This is a genomic window from Parashewanella sp. 2210YD4-3 (assembly GCF_056591735.1).
On sequence record NZ_JBWQOG010000001.1, the window covers coordinates 738,125 to 762,306 of the forward strand.

The window sequence follows — 24,182 nt, forward strand, 5'->3', positions numbered from 1 at the left end:
TACTTAAATACTACAGTAATAGTATCATCAGTTAGTACTAACCTGATTATCTTTATTAAATTATCTTTTAACAGAGAGTGGGATTACCGCTACTTAATCATCTTCCACGAATTTTAAGTTTCATATTTACATTTGAAGCATCAACATTCCGGTCAATATTCCTAACTTTCACGGGACCGACAACTCGTATTTCAATTGTCCTCCCACTTTCAATAGGTGAGTCAAGAATCACAGCGCTCTCAATGCCGCGTGCTTCAGTCCTAATTAATTTTTTTCTTTTTTCTCCATCAAATATTGCTAATGGAACTGTAATATTAAAAATATCACTCTGAAATACATAAGTAACAGTATCATCAGTTAGTTCTAATGATACCCCATCAAATATCACTTCATTTATCGACTCACTTAACCCTTCAGGAGAAATAAAAAATGATTCTGAAGCCGGCCACTTCGAAGTAACATTACGATCTTCAAGAACACCAAGATTGAAATCGTAATTCCAATTAGTGTTGGCTTTTGTACCAAACACTGTGAATAAAACTACAATAAAAATAGTGTAAGAAATAACTTTATTAATACTTATCATTTAAAAAACGAAGTCCTTAAATTCCCGTAATCATCTATAGCAGAAATACTACTAGGTGTTAGATTCAGGTCTGAATTAGAGATTTTGACTTTGTCACCAGGCTTAAATATTGATAACTGACTTTGCTCTTTATGTGAGAACTCAAACGACTCTCCAGTCTCTGAAAGTATATTCCCTACGGCAAATACATACGGAGTCTCATTTAAAAAATATTTATTTCCTGCAACAGACTCTACTCTAATACCTTTTTCGGCGCCTTCACGACCATTAATTAATAATTCTGGACGATAAATCAGTTTAACTCGAGTTCGTAAAGCTAATGAAATTCCACTTCCTTTTTTTGCTGGAGGAAGTTCTTGCAAATTAATCCAATACAAAGATTCTACTTTTTCGCTAACAGAACTTGCTACCTTAACGATTCTAAAAACTTGAGTCTTGCCAGGTTCTATTTTAAAAACTGAAGGCGTTATAACGAAATTAGGTTTATTATCGTTAGATTCAAAATTATCTACCCATAATTGCCCACCAAAGGTTTGGGTTGAATCATTCTTAATTTCACCTGAGACAACTAATTTCCCTCCTTCATATATATATCTCGTTTTATTCATAGATAAAGCAGCTAACGCATTATTAGATATAAATAAAATCAATATAGCAAATACACTATTTCTCACAGCTAACCTCTTGAAGTTCATGAGTTTCAATAAATGACGATTGTTTAATAATACAATCATTAATAACAATGTTTCTCGGCTTCGTTACTGAACCAAAATAAAGAACTCCATACTGTGAGATAGAGCCAATAACGTTTCCGTCTTCAGTTCTGGCAATCAAACCACTATTTAAATAATCTCCACTAGAGTTTTTAATTCTTAGTAAATATCGACTACGCTTAACAACATCAAATGGCAGATAAACTACAGACTGACTGGACGGCAAAACCGATTGACTAGTTTTGAGCATATCGTAATCTATCGGAAGTGTATCACCATCCAGTACAATGACATTTTCAGCGTAACTAGACAACGGCACGATCGAATTACCATTACTATCGGTTTTAAAAGGAGAGTTCTTAAACTTGACACCTTCGACATCTCCAACATTTACTATTGCTACAGTATCACTAATATTTCGTGCAAAAATAACCTCTGGATTACTTAGGTTAACAATAGCACTACCGCCAATCGATCCTGTAGCAATAGTGACATTCGATTTAGACAATGACAGATTTGCACGTATTTTATTTCCTCTATAACCTGCAGAAAGTGAGTGTCGAGAGCTTTTACTTCGAAGACTCCTGTTTGTTGAAACAGCCAAATTCAATTCGTCAGATATTGTTGAAGAAGCCGTATTCGATATACTCGAGATATTGTCATCATCAGCAGAAACACTCGAAGAAATTCCTATTTTTTTTCCATAAATATCAAAAGGAAATGAAACTGATGCCGAAACATTAAATTCTGATTGCTTATTTTTTTGATAGGAACTGTTCAAGCTTATACTAAAATCATTGATCCTTTTCGATATATTAATATTTGCACCTGCACTAGAAGTATTATCAAATAACTTTCTTTTCCAAGCTGAAAAACTAAAATTAGCATCTTCTATTCCACTATATGTCAGACCTAATGATACTTGCTGCTTTATTCCACTTCGAATTGGTTCCTCACCAATTCCGACATTAGCTCTAGATTGTAGATTAAACTCATCAAAATCTCGGTATCCTTCGCTATCTACATTGGAGAAAGATGTATTCACATATAAATTTTGGTTAATTGATTTTGACAAACTCAAATACTGTTTGCTGCCAGTTAAAGCATTGTTATTACTAAACTTAGAATAAGAAAATGAATTTTCAAAACTGAATGTACCTAAATAACCCAGATCTCTAATGAAACCTAAGCCTAAACTTCCGTACTTAGCGTGTAATAACGAATTAGCATTGAGGGTCAGGCTTTCAAGTCCATAACTTACATCTGCACCATATACAACTCCATTTAAGTTATCTTTATGGTTTAAATCTGGCAATCCAAAACCAAATTTGTATTTTAAATCACCTGGATTAACTGCCTCAGACGTAATATTTAAAGGATAAATCTTCGTTTTTATTTGACCACTATCCTCTTTCACTTCCAAAGTAACATCACCACTATTAAAAAATACGACATTCTTAATTAGGAAAGGACCTGGAGGGACAATTTCTGAATGTATCACTTTGCCATTCTGCAACAGTGATACGCGAGAATAAGAAGAAGCTACACCAGAAAATTCAGGTCGATAGCCATTACTGTCTGATGTCATTTCATCATTCTTACTGAGAGTTAATCCGAGTAGACGAGCACTATTTCCGCTCCCGCTATTGAATGATACTTTACCAACTCTCAAATCGGAGGCGATGGATTTAAGTGCTCTACTAGCATTTATGACTCTTAAGTCAATCGTATTATTGTAATAGCTAATATTTGAATTCAAAATCCACTTTCCAAGATTAGCTTTAATGCCAGAATATGCATTAAGATCAACATTACCGTCGATAGCAAGTGCATTTATCGAGTAATCAGCTCTAATTGCATTGATTCCATAATTCCACTCTGAACTTGTTAGCCTTTCCAACATGGCTAACTGTGGCATCTCAAGATATAAGCTTTGGCTTGAATAATCAAAGTGTACTTTTGTATTTGTATTCTCAGCCAAGGAGTAGCATTTCCTGTCATTACTATAAACATCAGAATAAAAATCAGGGTTTATATTTATACCAACATTGGTTAACCACTCATCACTAAAACATAACGATTTAATATCGCTATTGTTAATAGAAATGAAAGCTTTACCAATATTCTTTTTATTTAAAAATATATCTAAAAAATATTTACCCTTGATCACTTTCTTACTTAGCTCAAGTGACTCTCTTGCATCTTTCTTGTCGACTCCATTCAAAAAATCAAAATTAAATTCATCAAATGCATACGCATTTGAATCAACAGAAAACATTAGAATAATAAAATAAAAAACACGACTCATAAGATCACTTATAGGTTACAATTAATGGAACTGATGCTCTATAAAGCCCTGGGCTTTCTTTTGATATATTTATAGTTTCTACACTAAAATTAAATTCTCCGGCTTCGGCAAAGCTCCTAGGATAAGTTATTATGTTATTACGCCTAGTCACCTTATCATTTGTACTTGCTTGAGGATCAGTTGCTTTCAATGACATTGAAAGACTAAATCCTCCGCTCGTTCGAGCATCAACACCGTCAGCATTAATAGATTCTGGCCCAAAGGTAAACGTAATAAACTTATTACCTGTCAAAAGTGCATTGCACTTTCCAGATTCACTCCCTGTGAAAATAATTTTGAAATTAACTTTTTTTTCTCCACTATCAACTCCTTTTTTAAAAACGCCAAGATCAATATATCCATCATCAGACCTTCCAGTAAAACGAACATCGCATGTCCAGTCTCTTTGCTGAAAACTCATATTAACTATTGCATCAAACGACGCAAATGAATATTTGCAAATAAAATTGGACAACATAAAAAACAGCAAAAAAACTTTAACTTTCATTTTAAACCCAAATAAATAAAATATGAACTCAATAGACATTTATGAAAATTAATAACAATGAATGATAGACACCTCTTAAATCAATAGTAATTACCTGTCACTTCAAATAGTGTTTAAATATAATTTTACATACACTTAATAAATTAGATATAAATCAAGCGGTGAAAAACAGAATCTATCAGATTTAATCTAGTAATTTAAAGTATTCAGTCAAACACTATCAATTCATTATTAATTTTAATTCTTCGGCTTAATCGAAACATTAACTACCCTATCCATGACAATACAATCTTCAAGTAATTCATCACAAGAAGAGTGCTCCCCAAGTCCATGATAAACAAGCTTAGCTTTTGAATTAAATGACTTAATATAGTCATAAACTGTCTTTGCCCTTCTCTTAGAAAGCCAAAGATTATATTCAGTACTTCCTGGCATACTTGCGAACCCTGTTATATTTACTTCAACAGCATTCTCTGAATGTAATACCTCTCGCATGGTATCAAGTGTCTCGATGCTTTTTGAAGACAAGCTTGAAGAGTTATTCGCAAAATAAACACTAACTGTATTTAACACTTTTTTGTCTTTTTTATTTTTTGCTTGATTACTTACATCTTTACCATGAATTAAGCTCAATGACCCTTTCACTTTATCTCGGATAGGTTTTTTACTGCTTTCACGATTTGGTTTAATTTCGTAGCCTTCCCTAGTTGATAAGAATGGCATACCAAATTGATATTTAAATCCAATCATTAAAGAATGAGAGTCGTACTCAGCATCGCGTTTATTACCAATACCATGCACATAGTCATAGCCGCCACTAACAGAGACTTGAGGTGTTAACTGATATTTCAAACCCACACCAACCTTTGGGGATATACCATGACTATCAGTGGAGACTTCAGTTTCAGTTACTAACTGGTTAACCCTCCAAAACGCAACCCCCAACTGACCATACAAACCAACAGAGTCTGTCACCATCCAGTCATATTGCATATCCGCGCTTAGATATGAGGTATCAACTTTTTTATTTGATACCTTCGCAACAGTTCCCAAATTATTATTCAAGACTAAGCTGTAACTGTCACTCAACTGAACCCCACCAAACACACTCACTCTCTGACTCAACAACTCACTTCTATTTAAGTTTTCACCACCAAAGTTTTGATATTGCTGACCGATTGATAGCCCAACTATTGGGCGCAAAGCTGACTCGGAGACTTCAGCTCGTGTATGAAATGATGCAACCGCTGAAAATACACCAAAAATCACTGTGGCAGCACAATTTAAACGACAAAAATTAGACATAGAGCTCACACTTAAAATAAAAGACTTTAACTTAGCTTATACGCCAGCTATCCAATATAAATTCAGTCAAGATCACACCTGTATTATTCAGTCATTCACAACATTTCTTAATAATCACAAGCAAACAACTGCCGACACAACCAAATCTAGCTTCTAATTAACTGAAACAGTTATTGGAATAGCTGCACTCCACTCGGTTACCGATTCATCTTTTTGAATCTTTAAAGTTACATTAGATAAGTTAATCAATAATGCAGACGCAAAATTTTTCGCATATAAATGACTCTGGCCCAGAAATCTTCTTATGACATCATCATTAATACTTTCATGCTCAGTTATATTACTAGATGTGAAAAAACTAACTCCACCATATTCACTATAAAATCTTCTAATTGAAGTTAGCATATCCATAAGCTTAAATCGCTCACGCCTATTTTGAGACGGTAATGAAGTAATCCCCACAACCCTGTCCTCTGTATTCGAAGTGTTCGTTTGAGTCAAGACAACATACACATGACCTTTCACCTCTGCGCTCAAGACTCCCTCTGCGCTAGATTCACTATTAAATTTGACGGGAACTTCAAGATTAAACGGCTCACCATATTTCAATTCTTTGCCTGCTACTGTGATTTGAGGATATAATCTATAGTCATCAGGCTTATCAATAATACTTTTTGTGTGGCCACTAAAAACCTCAATGCTTTCCCCGTCCTCAATTTTGTATTCAGCAATATTATCCCGCAAGACGGCTGAAGATTTTTTAAATTTATACTCAAGATAACCCACCTCATAAAGCCACGCATCACTTAATACTCGTTCAACCTCCACCCCAAATTGAATTTCACCTTTAAATTGAGAGTTGTCCTTTGAAAAAGATACACTCGCAGATTCTGCATAAAAGGGGAATACACAAAAAATCAGTGTGAATACAATGAAAATTTTAGAGTTGTACATATAAATAATCCATATTACTTAATAATAATAAAACCACTTAGTCTCTTAATCATGCTTGATTACTCTTACTTTTTAATCTTCACGATTTCTTCAATCTAAATCTGAGGTATCAATTACATACTTATACCCTATCAATCAGTCGCTTTTATTATTTATTACTTCAGACAAAATAAACAACTTCCATATAAAAATTGGATTCAAATATAAATGACCACTAAATAACAACCTGGCACTTAACAACTATCGCGTGATACCAATAGATAAAGCAACTCTATTTTTTATAAATAGATATAAATACATCGCAACGGACAGAGACTTTGTTCTAGCAAAAAACCAGTATAACCTTAACTTAAAAAAACTTCTGAAAACTATGTAACATAATAAACCAATCAACTCTTAAAGTTTGAGTTCATAGCTCTCATAATAATGGTTCTAAGAAATAACACTCAACAAAATAACTATCGAACAAATAAAACAGCAAAGGTTAAATACACTAATAAATTCACTATACTCTTATCAGCTATATTGTAGTTTGCCAATCCTAGTATTAATACTCAAGAACTAACTAACCTCAGCTCTGCATAATGGAATCAATTATGCTTTGGCAATAGAGAAGAAACTAGGATACCATCTACAGTGTTGATTGAATTTACCGATAGTCATATATAAACTAATTATGCTCAGTTAATAAAGCAATGTGCCATCAGTACTTCCCTTAACCAGTGTTTAAAGCTTAAATCATAGTAACTGTAATAGGTATTGATACCTTCCAATTATCAGGGATGTTATCCTTTTTAAATCTAACTTTAACATCCCTTATTAATCCAGCATATGCAAACGCATATTCATCAGTCTTGTTAGGATTTGTTTCACCGCGACGTCTAATGGTACTCTTTAAAAGATTTCTTACGTTTGGAGTAAAGCCATACCCATCACCATCCAAATTCGAATCCAGTGCTGACCACCCCTGAGTATGAGCACTCATAAGCTCTTTCAGCTCAGTACGAACTTGCTCATGAATAGGATCTTGAGACTGAGTTGTGGCGAAATACTGGTAACTAGAAAAAACCGCTCCATCCAGTAAAATCCCCGTCAATATTGTATCGAAGCTCAGCATGCCAGTCTCAACCTCAACACCATTGACCATGCTTACCACTGGTAATTCAAATTTTTTGTTAGCGTCAGCTCTAAAATTAAGAGCTTCACCAGCAAACGTTACCTCGGGAGCTATTCCATAACCTCGTTCTTTTGAAGTTTGAGACATAACAGCCTCCAAATACTTCATTGGCGCCAAGTTCGAGAAATCAAAAACCGCAAACTCACCATCTTCAGTTTTACTACTCAGATCTTTATTCATTTTCCCCATAGTTAATGAAGTAGAATCAGGGATTTGATACAGCCATTTTGCAGGCTTGGCAAGTAGCTCACCTTTGAGTAACACGTAGCTTTCTCGAATCTGAATTATTCCAGAACTTGTACTAAAAGCAGCTCTAGCAGAAGATACTGCGCATAACGCTATTGCTGATGCAATGTACAATTTTTTTTTCATTTTTTCACCTTATATTTAATCTACAAACATAAATCCCACTGTTTCACAATATGTAAAGTCACCACAGTTAATTTACATATTGTAGCCAACAGATTCGAGGAGCTGAACTTCCATTATTAGACATAACGCAACCACTACATAAAGACCGTTGAAACCTAATTAAACTTATAGTTTAGCACTGTTCATACCATACTAAATTGAGTGAACACACTTTGCAGCTTTAAACGTGAGTATCAGATGGAAAGTATTTTTTTCAAAACGTGCACTTATTCTGCAAGCGTGCGAACCAATTATTAGCAAACTTATTAACATCTGAAAACTAATTAGGCATACATCACGTTTTAGTAAAATGTTTACCAACTAACAAAACTAATTTCTTACTTTACGCCCAAGCATAGAGAGCTCTACCGATTCTAACTTTTTAATTGATAATAAGACCAGTCTGGTCAATGCTTAATTGATATATCCATTACCGACAGACTCATTTAAAGTTTATCTACTGATTCAATTTATTCATCAACGGAACTTTAAAGTACTCCTCTAATCTTAATATCTCACACCAAGTTACAGGCATAACCTATATTATCAAGCAAGGAGTTTTACTTACAGAAACACCCACGATCAAATCTATTTTCCTCACTATAGTAACTTGTTAGCTTTAACAAACCATCCCCCTTTAAGGGGATATTTTGTTTGATATTAGACTAATAACAATATACTCATTAATTCCAGTTGCGAACTTGCGCCTGACTTAGCCAAAATATGCTTTATATGAGTTTTAATTGTTTCAGGCGAGCGATTTAATTCACTTGCAATTATCTTTGTTTTTTTACCCGCAAGGAGCTTCGTAACAATAAGTAGTTCTGCTTTAGAAAACCCAAATTCTTTTTGATAAAGCGCTAAATTGCCCTCATAAAAACCACTAACAGTTATCACGAACACTTTTCCACACTTTAAGCCTAAATCATACTCTACTTCTACTGGAATTATTTTAACCCGACAGCCTGATGAACAGCCACACTCAGAAACATAAAAACTGAATGATTGCTCTTTATACTTACCTGCACAACCTATCAATTTATTTAACCGCTTATTTATGTCTTGACTTTTGAAACTCAGATTTTGATTGATCAACGCCACCATCTCACCTTGCCTCACCAGCCCCTCTGCTTTTGCATTCATCTGCAAACAATTGAGATTCTCATCAACACAGAACATTGGGTAATCTGCATGCTCATATACTGCTTTCAACAAATCCAACTTATAGTTTCGTATTTTTAACTTTTGCGAAATCTCCGCACCAGTCAACAATGACGGCATCACTGCATTCATGTATTTAAAGTCCCTAGCACTAAAATCTCCACAGCTATACGATTTATGTGCAAATACTTTTACAATTGAATCTTCGTCTTCATACTCTCCGCCCATAACATACTGAATATCTGCAGGAATATAGAGCTCCCGATAATAGCTGTTTAGGTGTAACTCCTTAAGATTAAAAAATTGACTGGAACTGTATATGTAATTATTTGGAAGCAAATCAATACGCTGAATAAAAGGGTCTTCTTTTTGCCTTTCTTTGTACTCTCCCCACAATGTAAGAATTCTATCTGAAACATCCCCTTCAATTTCAGACCATTGCTCTCCTGTCGATTTGCACTCACGTGAAATATGAACACGCTGCGCTCCAAGGCTAGAATTTATGGAATCCAGAATCAATTTCCACGAATCATTTTTTACGCAATCATGAATCAAGCCTGAGAGACTATTGCTTCGCATATCTATTTCCTAAAACAACTCACACCCACCTTTCCATAGCAGCACATCAAGTTTCATCAAAAAGAATTTAATATCTGTTATTAAAATTTTAACAGCCACTAGCGTGATGAATATCCCCCTTTGTGGGTATTCTTTAGCTCTATGCTCTTTAAAAACACTTACAACTTCAGAGTAAAACTCTATCGACAACAGACAGCCCTTTTTTTCAGGCGGTATCTCACCAGCTTTTGTTTATCCGATTTTGTTGAAACTTTTATCTTTAAACCAGCTAGATCACGCTCTTAAAGTTTTTGCTTTGCATAAGACCTCATGTGTACAATTAATCTTTCGTACACCTAACCCCCAAATGCAATCGGTAGTGGGCTGCTGTTATGAATTGTGGTTACACACGGGTTTAGTTTTTTCAGTGCATGTATCATGCACTTCTGACAAGGAAAGAGACAAAAATGAGAAACATACGACTATAGTTTCATGCAAAATATCAATCTATTTCCCTCAATTTGGCATCCCAATTCTCAATTCGTTTAATCAATTCGCAGTTTGAAATTCTTTTTGTCTTGACCTATTTACAGCTCATTTTCTCAGTGCAATTGTGCTCATATCAAACATGTTTTATGGATTTAAACATTTTCATATTCGACCGGATTGCTGATTGGAGTACGAGATGTACATCAAGAATCAACTTATTCATGTAACTAAATCTCCAAACGTTCGGGTACTTTGTGCCCACTTTTTTTTACTTATTATTTTATTGCTAACGCCCGAACTCGCTTTTGCCGATCCAATCAGTGAAGGCGTGGATTGGGTGATGGATTTGCTCACTAATGGTATTGCTCGTAGTGCAGCGATTATTGGAATTGCCATTCTGGGCTATCTTGCGTGGTTTGGGCGCATTACAGGTGAGACTTGCGGTAAATACATTGCCGGAATTGTGCTGGTATTTGGTGGCTCAACCATTGTTGACCTCATTATCTCGGCTGTGAAGTAGCGAGGTGATGATGAGCAATCATAATCTTGATCCACTGTTCGTGGCGGTCACTCGTCCTGCGATGAAATGGGGCGTGACGCTAGATGGCATTATTATTTGTGCTGCGATGGTTACGGTACTGATGATTGCCACTAAAAACCCTTTCGTGTTGCTGCTGTATTTTCCTCTTCATGCAGTGATGTACACCTTGTGTTTACGTGATCCAATGATGTTTCGTTTGCTTCGTTTGCGGCTCAACACCAAAGCCAAGTCTATTGGTTGGCGTTACTTTGGAGTATCAACTGCAAGCCCTGTGGTGAATACTCGCAATAAGGAGTGGATGTTATGAGTCTTAATGTTCTCTCCAAATCATCGCAATCAAAGCAGTGGCAAAATGAAAATGCGGTTAGTGAGTTCATTCCTTATCAAGCTCATGTCGATGAGCACACCATTAAAACCCATGATGGTGATTATTTGCAAATCATCCGCTTGCAAGGTGTCGCTCATGAAACGGCTGAACCTGAGCAAGTCAATCTGTGGAAAGAGCAGTTCAATTTGATGCTGCGTAACATTGCCAGCCCTGATTTGTGCTTATGGACACACTTAGTTCGACGCGAATCTAAAGTGTTCCCAAAGGGTGAGTTCTCAGCTGAGTTCGATAGAAAGCTTAATCAAAAATACGCTGAAAAAGTGTGTCAAAGTCAGTTGATGGTCAATGAATTGTATTTGACTGTGATTTACCGACCACAGCTCAATCGCGTTCAAGGGTGGTTTCATAAATCGCTCACGGTTGAACAGCACATTGCCGCTCAACAGCATGCCATCAGTAAGCTCAATGAAGTGGTGAGCACGGTTATCAGTTCAATGGAGGCTTATCAGCCTAAGCGATTAAGCACTTATTTAAAGAACGAACATTTTTACTCTGAACCACTAACGTTATTGGATTACTTAACTAACGGTCATTGGCAGCCAAGAACCATTTCAGCTGATGACATTGCTAACACCTTGCCTCGTGTTCGTCCTTTTTTTAGCACGGATACCTTTTCTCTAAGAAACATTACGCTAGCCCGTTTGGGCGCGTGTTTAAGTATCAAAGAATACCCAGAGCACACCGAAGCGGGCTTGCTTAATGTTCTCTTGTCCGCACCTTTTGAGTTGGTGCTAACCCAAAGTTTTCAATTTTTATCTAGGCCTGTGGCAACTGACTTATTAGTTCGCCAACAAAAGCGGCTCACCACTACAGGCGACTTTGCTCAATCCCAAATCGATGCCATCGATATCGGCCTAGATGACTTAACGGCTGGGCGCATTGTTTATGGTGAGCACCATCTAGTAATCACCGTATTAACCGATACCAAAGCTAAGCTTGAGCAGCATTTATCATCACTGAAATCTCAGTTAGCCGACCAAGCCATTATCTTGCATCGTGAATTATGGTCATTGCAGGCGGCGTTTTATTCTCAGTTGCCAGCCAACAGCAAGCATCGACCCAGACCAGCCAAGATTTCATCACGCAATTTTGCAGGATTTTGCAGTTTTCATAACTATCCAACAGGGCAGCTTTCTGATTGCCGATGGGGGGATGCGGTCACGCTCCTTAAAACAGCTTCGGGTTCGCCTTATTATTTCAATTTTCATGAGCCAAATGCGCGAACGAGCCAAGTCCTTCAGGCTCATGAAAAACGTGAAAGCGGTATGGAAGTCAAGCTTAAGGATGAGCATCACGCTTTAGGAAATACACTCATCATAGGTGCTTCTGGTTCGGGTAAAACCGTATTACAGGGTTTTCTGATTGCCCAAAGTAAGAAGTTTTGCCCGACCCAAATTATCTTCGATAAAGACCGTGGTTTAGAGATTTACGTCCGTGCTACTAAAGGCTTATATCTACCGCTTCAAATGGGTAAACCGACAGGTTTTAATCCATTTCAACTGCCGCATACCCCTGACAATGTGTTGTTTTTAACGGCGCTGATCAGCAAGCTGTGTGGTGGTGAACTGACTCATCAACAGCAACAAGAACTGGCTAATGCCGTGAATGGCGTCATGAGTTTACCTAAACCCAAACGCCGCTTAAGTCGATGTTTGGAATTTCTCGACCCTGTTGATCCCAATGGCTGCCACTCAAGACTACAAAAGTGGTGCTTTGAGGGTGAATTAGCGTGGGTTCTGGATAATGAAGTCGATGAACTTAGCTTGAGCAATCAAAGCTTATTTGGCTTTGATGTCACCGAGTTTTTAGATACTGAAGAGATCAGAACCCCAATCGTGATGTATCTGTTTTATCGGATTGAAGCCTTGATTGATGGTCGTCGGCTACAAATATTTATGGACGAATTTTGGAAGCTACTGGCGGATGAATACTTTGAAGATCTCGCCCAAAACAAACAAAAAGTCATCCGTAAGCAGAACGGCATTATGGTTTATGGCACACAGTCAGCCAAGGATGTGCTTAAGTCTCCTATAGCTCATACCTTAGTTGAGCAGTGTGCCACTTTTATTTTGATGCCGAACCCCAAAGCGCGCCGTGATGATTACATTGATGGCTTGCATCTTACTGAACGTGAATTTGAACTTATCAGCACAGAGCTGCAACCCAACTCTCGCCAATTCATTATCAAACAAGGCCATGAAAGTGTGGTCGCGAGTTTAGATTTAAACGGCTTTGATGATGAGTTATCGGTGATCTCTGGTACTACCGACAAAGTGAACTTGATGTATCAAATTGTCGAGACTCATGGCAGTGATCCCAAAGACTGGCTACCTGAATACTTCAATGCCTTGGAGCTTAAGCGGCAAGATAAACAAGTGCTCAAGTTAGAAGACAAACGAGGTGAGCAATGAATAAGTTCATCATCTTGTTTTGTTGTGGAGTGTCGTTCAATAGCATGGCTTTTCCAGTGATTGATGTCGCCAATCTCAGACAAAACATCATTCAAGTGCGTCATTTACTGCAAGAAATCGACACCTTAAAACAGCAACTTAATACCGCTAAAAGTCAGCTCAGTAGCATTAATGGCATTCGGGGAATGAGTAACGCCATTGATTCCGCTTACGATGTAGCGGTCAAAGTCGACCCAGATTTAACCCTTAAGCAGCAAGGGCTACACAACAGTGAGTGGTTGAAACTTGGTGGTGATACTGCAGGGTTGTTTGATGATGTGAACCGTTATCGTGGTCGTTGGTTGGGGCAAACCCAATTATCACTGCAAGAAACCCAGGCACGATACCAACAGCTCACTCGGCTTATCAACAAGATCAGCCAAGCACCACAGCAAAAAGACATTCAAGATTTACACGCGCGGATTGATGCCGAAAGTGTGTTGCTGGCTAACGAGCAAGCCAAGTTGCAACTATTGAAAGCTCAAGCGCAGGCCAGTGACGCCTTAACTCAACAGCGCATTACTCAAATGGCGATTGAATCCGCTGGCGAACTACATTCAATCAATATCAATTGGAATTAACTCTAAGGACGTAGCCCCAAGGATGGCAGAACTCACAATTTACTGAGGACTCTGCATGAAACTCATCAACATACTGGTTATCTCAACGCTGCTTAGCCTGATGGCTGGCTGCTCAAAAATGTCGGCACATCACAACCAACAAACTCAAGGTCACACCGTGGCTTGGTTTAAACAGCATCAAAAGCTATTGATGCAAACGCTCACGCAATGCAGCAACAACCCTGCGAAATATCGTAAGCATCCTGAATGCATCAATGCTCAACAAGCGGCAAGAGAAGTAGTGGCTGGCGATCCGGTGCCGCCACAAATTCACTTTGACCATCCCAAAGAGTAACCACCATGGCAGCCACCAGTAATCTGTATAAGAGCATTTTTAGCCTTGTCGATCAGTCATTACACAACTATGCGCAGCAAGGGTCAGCACGGCTCATTCAATATCTCATTCCTGTATTCACCAGCATGATTTTGATTTGGGTGGCGATCTGGGGCTACTCGATGATGTTTGGTCGCAGTGAGCAGCCATTACAAGAAGGCTTTTTCAGGATACTGCGTATTGGTTTTATCTTAACCTTGGGATTAACCGTCGGTCACTACAATCAATTGGTGGTGCGCTTTTTAAGTGAAACGCCGCAGCTCATTGCTTCTATCCTTCAAGGTGGTAAAGCCCAAGATGCGGCGCACTTACTTGATAACCTTTACGGTCAAATTTTCATCTTAGCCGACAATGCGTGGCGACAAGGTGGAGTGATGAACGGCAACTTTGGCATGTACATTTTGGCGATGGCACTGCTGATCATCGGCAGCTGCTTAACTTTATTGGTGGCTTTCTTCATTTTGCTCAGCAAAGTCATGGTCAGTGTGCTGCTGGCTATCGGTCCGATATTTTTTGTGCTGCTACTGTTTCAAGCAACCCAACGCTTCTTTGAAAGCTGGCTCGGCATGGTGCTCAACTTCGGCTTTATCTTGCTATTGGGCGTGGCATCTGGGCAACTCATGACTACGGTGGCCTCAAAATATCTGGCTCAAATCTCTCATAACCATGCTGCACTCACCACCTTAAGCGATAGCTCGATGCTGTGTGTGGTACTCGGCTTGTGTATTTTAGTGATGAAACAAATTCCGGCCATGGCATCAGCATTAGGCGGCGGTGTTGCCATTGCTGCTCACGGTGCTATCGCCAACAGTCTCAATGCGATGCGTCCAACCACACTTCGTAATCAATACCGCAATCTCAGACGCGATTTGAACTACACAGGTCAAGCCCTTTCCGCTCCCGTTAAGCCAGTAGGCGCAGGCTATAGAGCTTACCAACAACGCTTTGGTGGCAATAGCATTTCGGGGCAAAGTAAGTCGAGACAAGCTTTTGATGGAGGAAGTGAGTCATGAAAAGTTTACTACTTATCTGCATCACTTTGCTACTGGCTCTATCACTCAGCCACTGCAGCAACATACCGAAACCACCCCACTGCAAAGATAACGGTAAGGGCTTACAACCAGTCAATACTCAGCCCATAACCGTTAAACCCATCGAGGTAAGCCATGGCTGAACACAAGCGGCAGTTTTCTGATAAGCAATTACTGGCGAAATACTTTGAAGAAGCCAGAGGTTGGGATGCTGAGCTAAATGTTCGCATTAAGCAATCTGAGCAACGGGCATGGAAGTGCTGTTTAGTGTTGACATTAATTGTGGTGCTGCAAGCTGTTGGCTTGGTGAGTGTATTACCACTTAAATCCATTGAGCCGTTCATCATCCGAGTAGATAACAACTCTGGCTTTGTCGATGTGATTTCCACCTTAACCAGCAAAGGCCAAGTTAAACAACAAGCGCAAGAAGTGTTAGATAAATATTGGCTGGGACAATACGTTCGCCACCGTGAAGCTTATCAATGGCAAACAAGAGCCTATGACAGAAAGCTGATTGGTTTGATGTCAGACGATAATGTTCAGCAAGATTACGCACTGCAAACCGACCCAAAATCTAACCCCAATGCGCCGATTAATCTTTATGGTCAAAACTCTGAGGTTATCACTCATGTTAACGCCATTAGCTTTATTGCTCACGACAAACTCAATGGAGAATCGACCACCACGGCGTTAATCCGTTACAGCAAACAGCTAAAACGAGTAGGGGAAAATCATCCTCTGACCCACTGGGTAGCGACCATCACCTTTGTCTATCGCAATGTGCCGATGTCATTGAAAGCAAGGCAGCTCAATCCACTGGGTTTTCAAGTACTGAGCTACCGCAATGATCAAGCCACAGGAGGGGATTAGATGAGTCATTATCTATACCTCTATCGTCGCACTCGTGAAAACGGGTGCCCAGTGCCTGTTAGCCTTATCAAACAAAAAAATCGCTGGATGCCCATTTTCATGGGCATGACAATCGCTTTGATCAGTTTAAATACTCACGCGCTGGAAACACCGCATTCAGGACATTTTGATAAACGAGTGCGCCACATTAATTTCAACCCTCAACAAGTAGTGAAATTGGTGGGGCACTATGGTTTTGCTACTGACATTGCTTTTGCAAACAATGAAACCATCAAGCAAATTGCCATGGGTGACAGTGACGCATGGGCGGTTACTCCCGTTGAAAATCACATTTTCATCAAGCCCAAAGCACAGCAAGCCATCACCAATATGACGGTATTGACCAATCATCACAGTTATCACTTTGAGTTATCGGCGCATTGGCTAGAAAAAGAAGGTGCAAAAAATGGCGCGCATCCCAAGCCCAACGACATGATGTTCGCGGTGCAATTTGCTTATCCTGACGATGCTGAAGCTAAGCTCATTGCCGATAATCAAAAGCAGTTACTTAAAGACCAGCTCAATCAATCACTCAAACCACAGATCAATAATCAGAACTATTTCTACAAAGGCGATAAAACCATTTTGCCTGTATCCGTATTTGATGATGGTCGTTTCACCTATATCAAGTTCAACCTAAAGCAAGATCTACCTGCAGCGTATATCGTTAATAGTGATGACAGTGAAAGTCTTGTGAACAGTCATATCGACCCCGATTTTCCTAACACCATCGTCATTAGGAGAGTGGTCAAACGCTTAGTATTGAGACAAGGAAGTTTGGTGTTATGTCTGTTCAATCAGTCTTTTGATTCCGAACCTGCAGCCAGCTACCGCAAGACACAAATCCCACAAGTACAGCGACATCTAAAAGTGGGAGATCACCGATGAATACGCAGCCCACTTCCAACTCAACACCTGATGAAGCACTCAGCACTGAAGCGGTACCCGAGCTGGCATCCTCGATTCATCGCAATCCTTTGCTTTCCAAAGCTGTAGTCGTTGTAGCCGCAAGTGTGATGGTGGTTTTGCTTATTGCCATTAATGGTGGCTTTAGTCATGGCAAAACTGAAAGTAATACTCAACAACATCGATTCACTATTGCCGACCACTTAGGTGCGCCACCGACGGTAGATAAGAAGCCCAAGCCTTCAAAAGTGACAACAGCGGATACCAGTAGTGATGTGATCCACACTGGTGAATTGTCTAATGACACTGACCTCAATGCGCCAGATTTCGGTCATCTCGCTCGGTTCAGTGGTCATCAAAAAGTACTGACACCAAAACAGCGTAAGCAAGTGGATGGCTTACTGGTGCTCAATCATGTTTCGTCATCTTCGGAAACTAAACAAAACCAACAGCAGGATTTACCCGAACTTAGCACTGAACAGCCTGATAGCCATTCCCTCACGCAACAACTCAAAGCCACCAAAGTCAGTGGCAGTCGAGCCAGTGTCATTGCCGATCCCAATCTGTTTATCACTAAAGGCGCATTCTTGGATTGTATCTTGGAAACCGCCATTAGCTCGGATGTAGCAGGCATGACTCGCTGCCAATTAAGCCGTGATATTTACTCCACTAACGGCAAGGTGTTGTTGCTCGAAAAAGGCAGCCACATCGTGGGGGAATATCAGGCTGGACTCCAGCAAGGGCAATCTCGAATTTTTGTGCTCTGGGACAGGATTGAAACACCAACGGGCGTGATCATGGATTTGGATTCACCGGGCACTGACAGCTTAGGGCGCAGCGGTCATGGTGGTTATGTCGATAATCACTTTGGACAACGCTTTGGCAGTGCCATTCTACTGAGCCTCATTGGGGATGCTGGAACTTACTACGCCAATAAAGCCAACAAGGGCAATAGCAATAAAATCCAGTTCGGTGACACCATTGGCGGCACCAAAGATCTAGCCTCAATTGCGCTGCAAGATTCCATTCATATCAAACCCACGTTGTATAAGAACCAAGGTGAGCACATCAATGTCTTTGTCGCGCGTGATTTAGATTTCAGGAGTGTCTATGACTTGCAGCTTAGCCACTAACTCTGTCAATCAGACCAACAACATTAATGACTATCGTGCGGTGGCCTTGCATGAACATTTGAAAGTTCTTAGTCCATACCTTGCACAAGAGAAGGTAACAGAGCTGGTAATTAATGAGCCGTATCGACTACTCATTGAAAGTTACAATGGCTGGCAAGGGTTTCAAGAACCAGCCATCAGCTTTGAATACTGCCAACGCTTAGCCAAATTAATCGCCACCTATTCAGGGCAAAAACTTGATGCCTCACATCCTATTCTTTCTGCAACCTTACCCAACGGTGAGCGAGTACAAATTGCCATACCACCAGTGACTTTAATCGGTCACGTCAGTATCACCATTCGTAAACCTTCGATGGTGAACTTCACCTTGGACGACTATCAACAGCAGGGTTATTTCAATGCAACTCATATCAGTAAAGCCGACAACCATGATAGCGACAAACAGTTATTAGAATTAAAACAACAAGGCAAATTAAGTGAGTTCTTAAAGCTTGCGATTCAGCTTCGAAAAAACATCATTGTTTCAGGTGCGACTGGCTCAGGAAAAACCACATTTTTTAGGTCATTGCTCAGCTATGTGTCTGACAATGAACGACTCATTAGCATTGAAAATGTCGATGAGTTACAGCTGTATCGCACTCATCCAAATAGCGTCAGTTTGTTTTACTCGGCAGGCAATCAAGGCATAGCGCCCGTTACCCAAAAGCAACTCTTAGAATCCAGCCTACGCATGAAGCCCGACCGTGTGTTTGTCGCCGAGCTTATCCGTGGTGATGAAGCCTTTTATTTTATGCGAAACATCAACTCAGGACATCCAGGCAGCATGACCACCATGCACGCTGGCAGTGCCAAATTGGCATTAGAACAATTGGTGTTGTTGATGAAAGAAAGTCAGGCGGGGGCGTCGTTGTCTCGTGATGACATCAAGCAACTGCTCAAGCTTTGCGTTGATATTATCGTCCAGCTCAAAGTGGCGGGCGGTAAACGCTTTGTCAGTGAGGTGTATTTCAATGCCAAACACTAGATTTTCGTCTCTCCTGCGAAGGCAGGAGTCCAGCGACTTAACAATAAAAAGACACTGGGTACCTGACTTCTCAGGTACGACGTTACAGGGGGCTTTATGATAATTAAGCGCATTACGCTTCAACGTTCACCTTGGTTTTGGCTTGTTACCTGCTTAGGCTTGTTGCTATCAGGCTTATGGCTCAGTGGTGTGATTTTCCTTTATGTTGCCAATCTCAATTACAAAGCTGCGACACCACTCACCATCATTCAATACGGCTATGTTTACGGTCACAACAAACAATCTCAATTCTGGCTCATCGTTTCTACTGTCTTAGGTTTTATGCCTATCGGTTTGCCGTTAGCACTCAAATTTAAACCCAAGCCACAACCGCTTTATGGTGAAGCACGTTTTGCCAATCACAAGGAAATCAAACAAGCTGTCTTGCTGGCTAAGAAAGGCATTATCGTTGGTAAGCTCAAACGGCTTTTCAATAAGCATTATCTGCAATTTTCAGGTCAGCAACATGTATTAATGTCAGCACCGACTCGAAGTGGTAAAGGCGTGGGTGTGGTTATTCCTAATCTACTCAGCTGGCAAGATTCAGTCGTGATACTGGATATCAAACAAGAGAACTGGAACATTACTTCTGGTTTTAGGCAAGCGCATGGTCAGCAGTGTTTTCTGCTCAACCTCGCGCCAAGAGATTATCAAAGTCATCGCTGGAATCCTTTGCATTACATCTCAACTGACCCAAGCTTTCGGATAAACGATATTCAGAAAATCGGTCAGATGCTGTTTCCTAATATCGACAGCGAATCACCGATTTGGCAAGCCTCAGCCCGTTCCTTGTGGCTAGGGTTAGTGTTGTATTTGATTGAAACGCCACCTTTACTTGTGACCATGGGCGAAGTGCTGCGCCAGCTCAATAAAGGTGACAATGAGTTGATCGAAATCATCAACCTAAGAATGCAAAGCCAACAACCGTTATCCAGCTCATGTCACTCAGCGTTAAAAGAATATTTAGAAACACCAGAGCGCACTCGTGGCTCGATTAAGAAAAGTTTCAGCTCGGCATTAGAGCTATTTTATAACCCAGTGATAGATGCCGTTACCGCTCATAATGATTTCGATTTACGAGAGCTTCGCAGCAAACATTTATCGATTTATGTGGGCGTGACGCCGGACGATTTAACCCGTTTAGCTCCACTGATTAATCTGTTCTTTCAGCAGCTGATAGACCTTAATACCCGCGAACTGCCAGAGCACAATCCACAGCTGAAACATCAAGTGCTACTGCTGATGGATGAGTTTGCCGCCATTGGCAAAATCGGCATTTTAAGCAAAGGCATTAGCTACATTGCGGGTTATGGTTTACGGCTACTCACCATCATTCAATCACCGTCACAGCTGCGAGAAATCTATGGTCACGATGGCGCAGAAACCTTAATTGAAAACCATGCGCTGCAAATCGTGTTTGCACCTAAGAATCCCAAGATTGCCAGAGAAATCTCTGAAAGTTTAGGCACCAACACCATTAAACAAAAAAGTCGCAGTCGGCAGCTATCGGGAAAAGGAGGGCGCAGTGAAAATTTAAGTGATCACGGACGAGCTTTAATGCTACCACAGGAGATCATGCGCTTAGGCGCAGACAAAACCATTTTACTGCTTGAAAACTGTCCAGCGGTGAAGTGTCACAAAATTCGTTGGTATCAAGATAAATTGCTACAGCCAAGGGGCAATAGCAACGGCACTATCACTTGGTCATTACCTCAAGTGCCACAGATAAAACCCATTCAAATTAGCCATACCCAATCCAAACCAATCAAAGTGGATGGATCTCCAACATCCACTGAAACAGCAACCAATGAAACGTCAGATAAGCCGTTAGATACGGAAACAATACCAGAAACCGATAAGCCTTCTCCTAAAGTCGATGCTTTAGTGGATGACTTTTGCCAACAGCTGCAAGGAGGACATCTAAATGAGTGAAGATAATGCCGTGCTATTCGATAAAGTCTTTCTTGCCATTCCTTATGCAGAAAGAGACAAAGCCAAACGTGAATTAGGCCGTTTACCTTCAGGCGACTTTGCGCTTGGCTTTGATAAACAACAAAACCTTTGGTTTGCCAAAGCTGGAACGCCCGTTGAGAAAATCAAATCATGGCAAGCTGAGCCGAAGCAATTTAGCTCACCATCAAGCAGCGACCCAACTGCGGAGTTTGCAATGGTGATGGCTGGAGCAGGTCTGTATTTACCTGAACCTCCCATTTTGGATGGCAAAGTGCATCGAGTGAAAACCCTCGATGACAAAGGCAGTCAACGCAGTGGAGCTTATGCTGGATACGATGATGGTCATCCAACTGGTTGGTATCAAGATCACCGTAATCACACAGAACCGCAAAAGTGGTCAGCCAGTTTTCAGCAAACCGATCCATTGGCTAAATTGCACATCAAGGCACATCTTGCTAATCGTGAATATCAACGCCAACAGCAAGAGAGTAAAAAGCATCAACATCACGCCAAACGCTGCGCTCAAGTGTTTCAACTTATGCCGAGTGCCAATGCCGACCATCCCTATCTTAAACGTAAAGATGCACGTGTATTTCCTGATGTGGGGCAAGACAAACAAGGACGCTTGGTGATCCCTTTAATGGATGAAAATCATAAGGTTCACAGCTTACAAAGGATCAGCAATAACGGTTTCAAATGCCTCAAGAAAGGCGCCCAAAAGTCAGGACACTTTTTTGTTGTGGGCTACAAGCCACTGCAAAATGGTGAACCGATTTTATACGCTGAAGGTTACGCTACCGCAGCCAGTATTGCCGAAGCTACAAATCGCAGTGTGGTGATGACCGTCGATGCGGGCAACATGCCAAAGGTAGCCACAAAACTGAGCCAACATTACCCTGATAGCCAGCATTTATTCTTGGCGGATGACGACCATAAAAATGCCATCAATAAAGGGATTGAGAAAGCACGACAAGCCGCCAAAATCACCAACGGTCATTGGCTTACTCCACGCTTTATTTCAGATCAAATCGCCTATGGCATGACCGACTTTAATGATTTAGCCATGAGCAGCGGAAACTATGCCGTCAAAAAACAAATAGAAGGGTTCATAAAAAAGTGTTGGCCGCAAGTGTTGCCCAAAAGGCCAGAGCAATTAACCACGCCCAACAATACCGTTCAGCCCTATGCTCCTAAACCTGAAACAACCAAAAACAAAAGCGCATCATCAACAGCTAAACCAGCTCCGAAAAACAAACCTGAAGTATCAATCAAACCCATTTCACCTACAGCGGTTAAGCACTACACCCATGTCGATAATTGCTATTACTTTGCCAAACCACCACGTCGATTAGCTTTCGTTGATAAAGGCAATAAGCTACAAACTCGATTGGTACATACCCAAGTCATTAAAGGTTTACTCACTATTGCCGCACAACGTAACTGGAATGACGTTAAGCTCTCAGGCAGCAAAGCCTTCAAGCGAGAAGCATGGTTTCAAGCACAATGCCAAGGCTTGAAAGTCAGAGGCTACCGACCTGATGAAAAAGACCGGATTCGTCTCGCACAAGTAAAGCAGTCCCAAGCAGAAAGTCCCAAAACTCAATCATCACAACCGACACCACCAAGTAAAACACCAACACCAAAACAACCCAAAGCACCACTACAAGCCGCACAAGAATTTTGTCAGCATCTTGAGCCACAAGCTCAGCAACAATTTATGGCGAAGGTAAAACAGCGATTAGGTTACCAACGCCCAAAGTCACCGACTCAGGTGACGCCACCTGAGAACATCATTCAACCCGCAAAAGAGACCAGCCATGAACTCGAACGATAAATTACTCGCTTTGAATACGCCCGCTACCACGCTTGAACTTACCCAGCAAGAAGCTAAAGAGTTGGGCGCATTTGAAGAAGATGCACTATCAGAGCAAGACGCTCTCGCCGCTTCTGTAGTTGTGATAACAAATGAGGAGGAATGATTGATGGCCGAGCAAAACCAAAAATTAAAACTTCCTTACTACGAGCAAATCGCCAACAAACTGATTGAACAACTCAAAGCTGGCACAGCACCATGGCAAAAGCCGTGGAAAGCAGGCGAACCCAGAATGCCCCATAATCCTATCAGTGGTACAAGATACAAAGGTTCAAATGCGATTTGGTTAGCGATGCAGTGTCGAGACGATCCAAGATGGATGACTTACAAGCAAGCGAAGTCCATCGATGCCCAAGTGCAAAAAGGACAACACGGCACTATTGTTCAATATTGGAAACTGTTTGACCGCATTGATAAAACAGACAGTAACGGCAAAAAAATACTTGGTGCAGATGGAAAGCCAATAAAGGTTAATGTCAAATTAGACAAGCCCAGAGTCTTCAGTTCAGTGGTATTCAACGCCGAACAGATTGAGGGTTTACCTGAAATTGAAACCAACAAACTGCCTGAATGGCAACGCCATGAACGAGCAGAAAAAATCATCAACAATCTAGGGGTGACCATTAATCATGATCAAACCGATAATGCCTATTATTGCCCAGCAACCGATAGTATTCATTTACCACAACAAGCACAATTTCCGACGCAGGACTCTTATTTGGCGACACTTTTTCATGAGGCATCGCATGCCAGTGGCGCTTCTCATCGACTC

General features: G+C 40.5%; 23 protein-coding genes. 15 read left to right on the forward strand and 8 right to left on the reverse strand.

Annotated features, from left to right (window positions below; genetic code table 11):
* Nucleotides 1–97: 97 nt before the first annotated feature.
* The 8 genes from AC1EU0_RS03185 to AC1EU0_RS03220 all read right to left on the reverse strand — a co-directional run bounded on the left by AC1EU0_RS03185 (nt 98) and on the right by AC1EU0_RS03220 (nt 9,741).
* Nucleotides 98–586, reverse strand: coding sequence for a hypothetical protein (locus AC1EU0_RS03185; RefSeq protein ID WP_480300472.1), 489 nt, complete (start codon nt 584–586; stop codon nt 98–100).
* On the reverse strand, nt 583–1,260 hold the full coding sequence (locus AC1EU0_RS03190; protein ID WP_480300473.1) for a fimbria/pilus periplasmic chaperone: 678 nt from the start codon (nt 1,258–1,260) through the stop codon (nt 583–585). The genes AC1EU0_RS03185 and AC1EU0_RS03190 overlap by 4 nt, the downstream gene beginning before the upstream one ends.
* Nucleotides 1,250–3,607: a fimbria/pilus outer membrane usher protein gene (locus AC1EU0_RS03195; protein ID WP_480300474.1), complete on the reverse strand. Its 2,358-nt coding sequence runs from the start codon at nt 3,605–3,607 to the stop codon at nt 1,250–1,252. The genes AC1EU0_RS03190 and AC1EU0_RS03195 overlap by 11 nt, the downstream gene beginning before the upstream one ends.
* A 4-nt stretch (nt 3,608–3,611) precedes the next feature.
* Entirely contained in the window at nt 3,612–4,154 is a 543-nt protein-coding gene (locus tag AC1EU0_RS03200; protein ID WP_480300475.1) for a hypothetical protein, read from the reverse strand.
* A gap of 237 nt (nt 4,155–4,391) precedes the next feature.
* Nucleotides 4,392–5,459 (reverse strand): outer membrane beta-barrel protein, encoded by a 1,068-nt coding sequence (locus AC1EU0_RS03205; RefSeq protein WP_480300476.1) that lies wholly within the window; start codon nt 5,457–5,459, stop codon nt 4,392–4,394.
* Between the two features lie 153 nt (nt 5,460–5,612).
* Complete coding sequence (locus AC1EU0_RS03210; RefSeq protein ID WP_480300477.1) at nt 5,613–6,413, reverse strand: hypothetical protein; 801 nt, start codon at nt 6,411–6,413, stop codon at nt 5,613–5,615.
* A 733-nt stretch (nt 6,414–7,146) separates the two neighbouring features.
* Complete coding sequence (locus tag AC1EU0_RS03215; protein ID WP_480300478.1) at nt 7,147–7,962, reverse strand: F4 family fimbrial subunit; 816 nt, start codon at nt 7,960–7,962, stop codon at nt 7,147–7,149.
* Between the two features lie 699 nt (nt 7,963–8,661).
* Complete coding sequence (locus tag AC1EU0_RS03220; protein WP_480300479.1) at nt 8,662–9,741, reverse strand: helix-turn-helix transcriptional regulator; 1,080 nt, start codon at nt 9,739–9,741, stop codon at nt 8,662–8,664.
* A gap of 664 nt (nt 9,742–10,405) precedes the next feature.
* On the opposite strand from AC1EU0_RS03220, the gene AC1EU0_RS03225 reads away from it, so the two are divergent.
* From AC1EU0_RS03225 to AC1EU0_RS03295, 15 genes are all read left to right on the forward strand, one after another.
* Nucleotides 10,406–10,729 (forward strand): TrbC/VirB2 family protein, encoded by a 324-nt coding sequence (locus AC1EU0_RS03225; RefSeq protein WP_480300480.1) that lies wholly within the window; start codon nt 10,406–10,408, stop codon nt 10,727–10,729.
* A 7-nt stretch (nt 10,730–10,736) separates the two neighbouring features.
* The gene (locus AC1EU0_RS03230; protein WP_480300481.1) at nt 10,737–11,057 is read left to right on the forward strand and encodes a VirB3 family type IV secretion system protein; all 321 of its coding nucleotides are present in this window, start codon (nt 10,737–10,739) and stop codon (nt 11,055–11,057) included.
* Nucleotides 11,054–13,549, forward strand: a complete 2,496-nt coding sequence (locus AC1EU0_RS03235) for a VirB4 family type IV secretion/conjugal transfer ATPase (protein ID WP_480300482.1) — start codon at nt 11,054–11,056, stop codon at nt 13,547–13,549. The genes AC1EU0_RS03230 and AC1EU0_RS03235 overlap by 4 nt, the downstream gene beginning before the upstream one ends.
* Nucleotides 13,546–14,169, forward strand: a complete 624-nt coding sequence (locus AC1EU0_RS03240; RefSeq protein ID WP_480300483.1) for a type IV secretion system protein — start codon at nt 13,546–13,548, stop codon at nt 14,167–14,169. The genes AC1EU0_RS03235 and AC1EU0_RS03240 overlap by 4 nt, the downstream gene beginning before the upstream one ends.
* Nucleotides 14,170–14,224: 55 nt before the next feature.
* Nucleotides 14,225–14,503: an EexN family lipoprotein gene (locus AC1EU0_RS03245; RefSeq protein WP_480300484.1), complete on the forward strand. Its 279-nt coding sequence runs from the start codon at nt 14,225–14,227 to the stop codon at nt 14,501–14,503.
* Between the two features lie 5 nt (nt 14,504–14,508).
* The gene (locus tag AC1EU0_RS03250; protein ID WP_480300485.1) at nt 14,509–15,555 is read left to right on the forward strand and encodes a TrbL/VirB6 family protein; all 1,047 of its coding nucleotides are present in this window, start codon (nt 14,509–14,511) and stop codon (nt 15,553–15,555) included.
* Nucleotides 15,552–15,716: a hypothetical protein gene (locus AC1EU0_RS03255; RefSeq protein ID WP_480300486.1), complete on the forward strand. Its 165-nt coding sequence runs from the start codon at nt 15,552–15,554 to the stop codon at nt 15,714–15,716. The genes AC1EU0_RS03250 and AC1EU0_RS03255 overlap by 4 nt, the downstream gene beginning before the upstream one ends.
* Entirely contained in the window at nt 15,709–16,443 is a 735-nt protein-coding gene (locus AC1EU0_RS03260) for a VirB8 family type IV secretion system protein (RefSeq protein ID WP_480300487.1), read from the forward strand. Before AC1EU0_RS03255 ends, AC1EU0_RS03260 begins: the two co-directional genes overlap by 8 nt.
* Nucleotides 16,444–17,370, forward strand: a complete 927-nt coding sequence (gene virB9 / locus AC1EU0_RS03265; protein ID WP_480300488.1) for a P-type conjugative transfer protein VirB9 — start codon at nt 16,444–16,446, stop codon at nt 17,368–17,370.
* On the forward strand, nt 17,367–18,521 hold the full coding sequence (gene virB10 / locus AC1EU0_RS03270) for a type IV secretion system protein VirB10 (RefSeq protein WP_480300489.1): 1,155 nt from the start codon (nt 17,367–17,369) through the stop codon (nt 18,519–18,521). The genes virB9 and virB10 overlap by 4 nt, the downstream gene beginning before the upstream one ends.
* Nucleotides 18,499–19,545 carry a P-type DNA transfer ATPase VirB11 gene (gene virB11 / locus AC1EU0_RS03275; RefSeq protein WP_480300490.1) on the forward strand — a complete coding sequence of 349 codons (1,047 nt, stop codon included), beginning with the start codon at nt 18,499–18,501 and terminating at the stop codon, nt 19,543–19,545. The genes virB10 and virB11 overlap by 23 nt, the downstream gene beginning before the upstream one ends.
* Nucleotides 19,546–19,641: 96 nt before the next feature.
* A complete protein-coding gene (locus AC1EU0_RS03280) occupies nt 19,642–21,516 on the forward strand; it encodes a type IV secretory system conjugative DNA transfer family protein (protein WP_480300491.1) in 1,875 nt (624 codons plus the stop codon).
* A complete protein-coding gene (locus AC1EU0_RS03285) occupies nt 21,509–23,371 on the forward strand; it encodes an LPD7 domain-containing protein (protein ID WP_480300492.1) in 1,863 nt (620 codons plus the stop codon). Before AC1EU0_RS03280 ends, AC1EU0_RS03285 begins: the two co-directional genes overlap by 8 nt.
* Nucleotides 23,355–23,516, forward strand: coding sequence for a hypothetical protein (locus tag AC1EU0_RS03290; protein ID WP_480300493.1), 162 nt, complete (start codon nt 23,355–23,357; stop codon nt 23,514–23,516). Before AC1EU0_RS03285 ends, AC1EU0_RS03290 begins: the two co-directional genes overlap by 17 nt.
* A gap of 3 nt (nt 23,517–23,519) precedes the next feature.
* A partial coding sequence (locus AC1EU0_RS03295; protein ID WP_480300494.1) for an ArdC family protein occupies nt 23,520–24,182 on the forward strand: 663 nt, incomplete at its 3' end.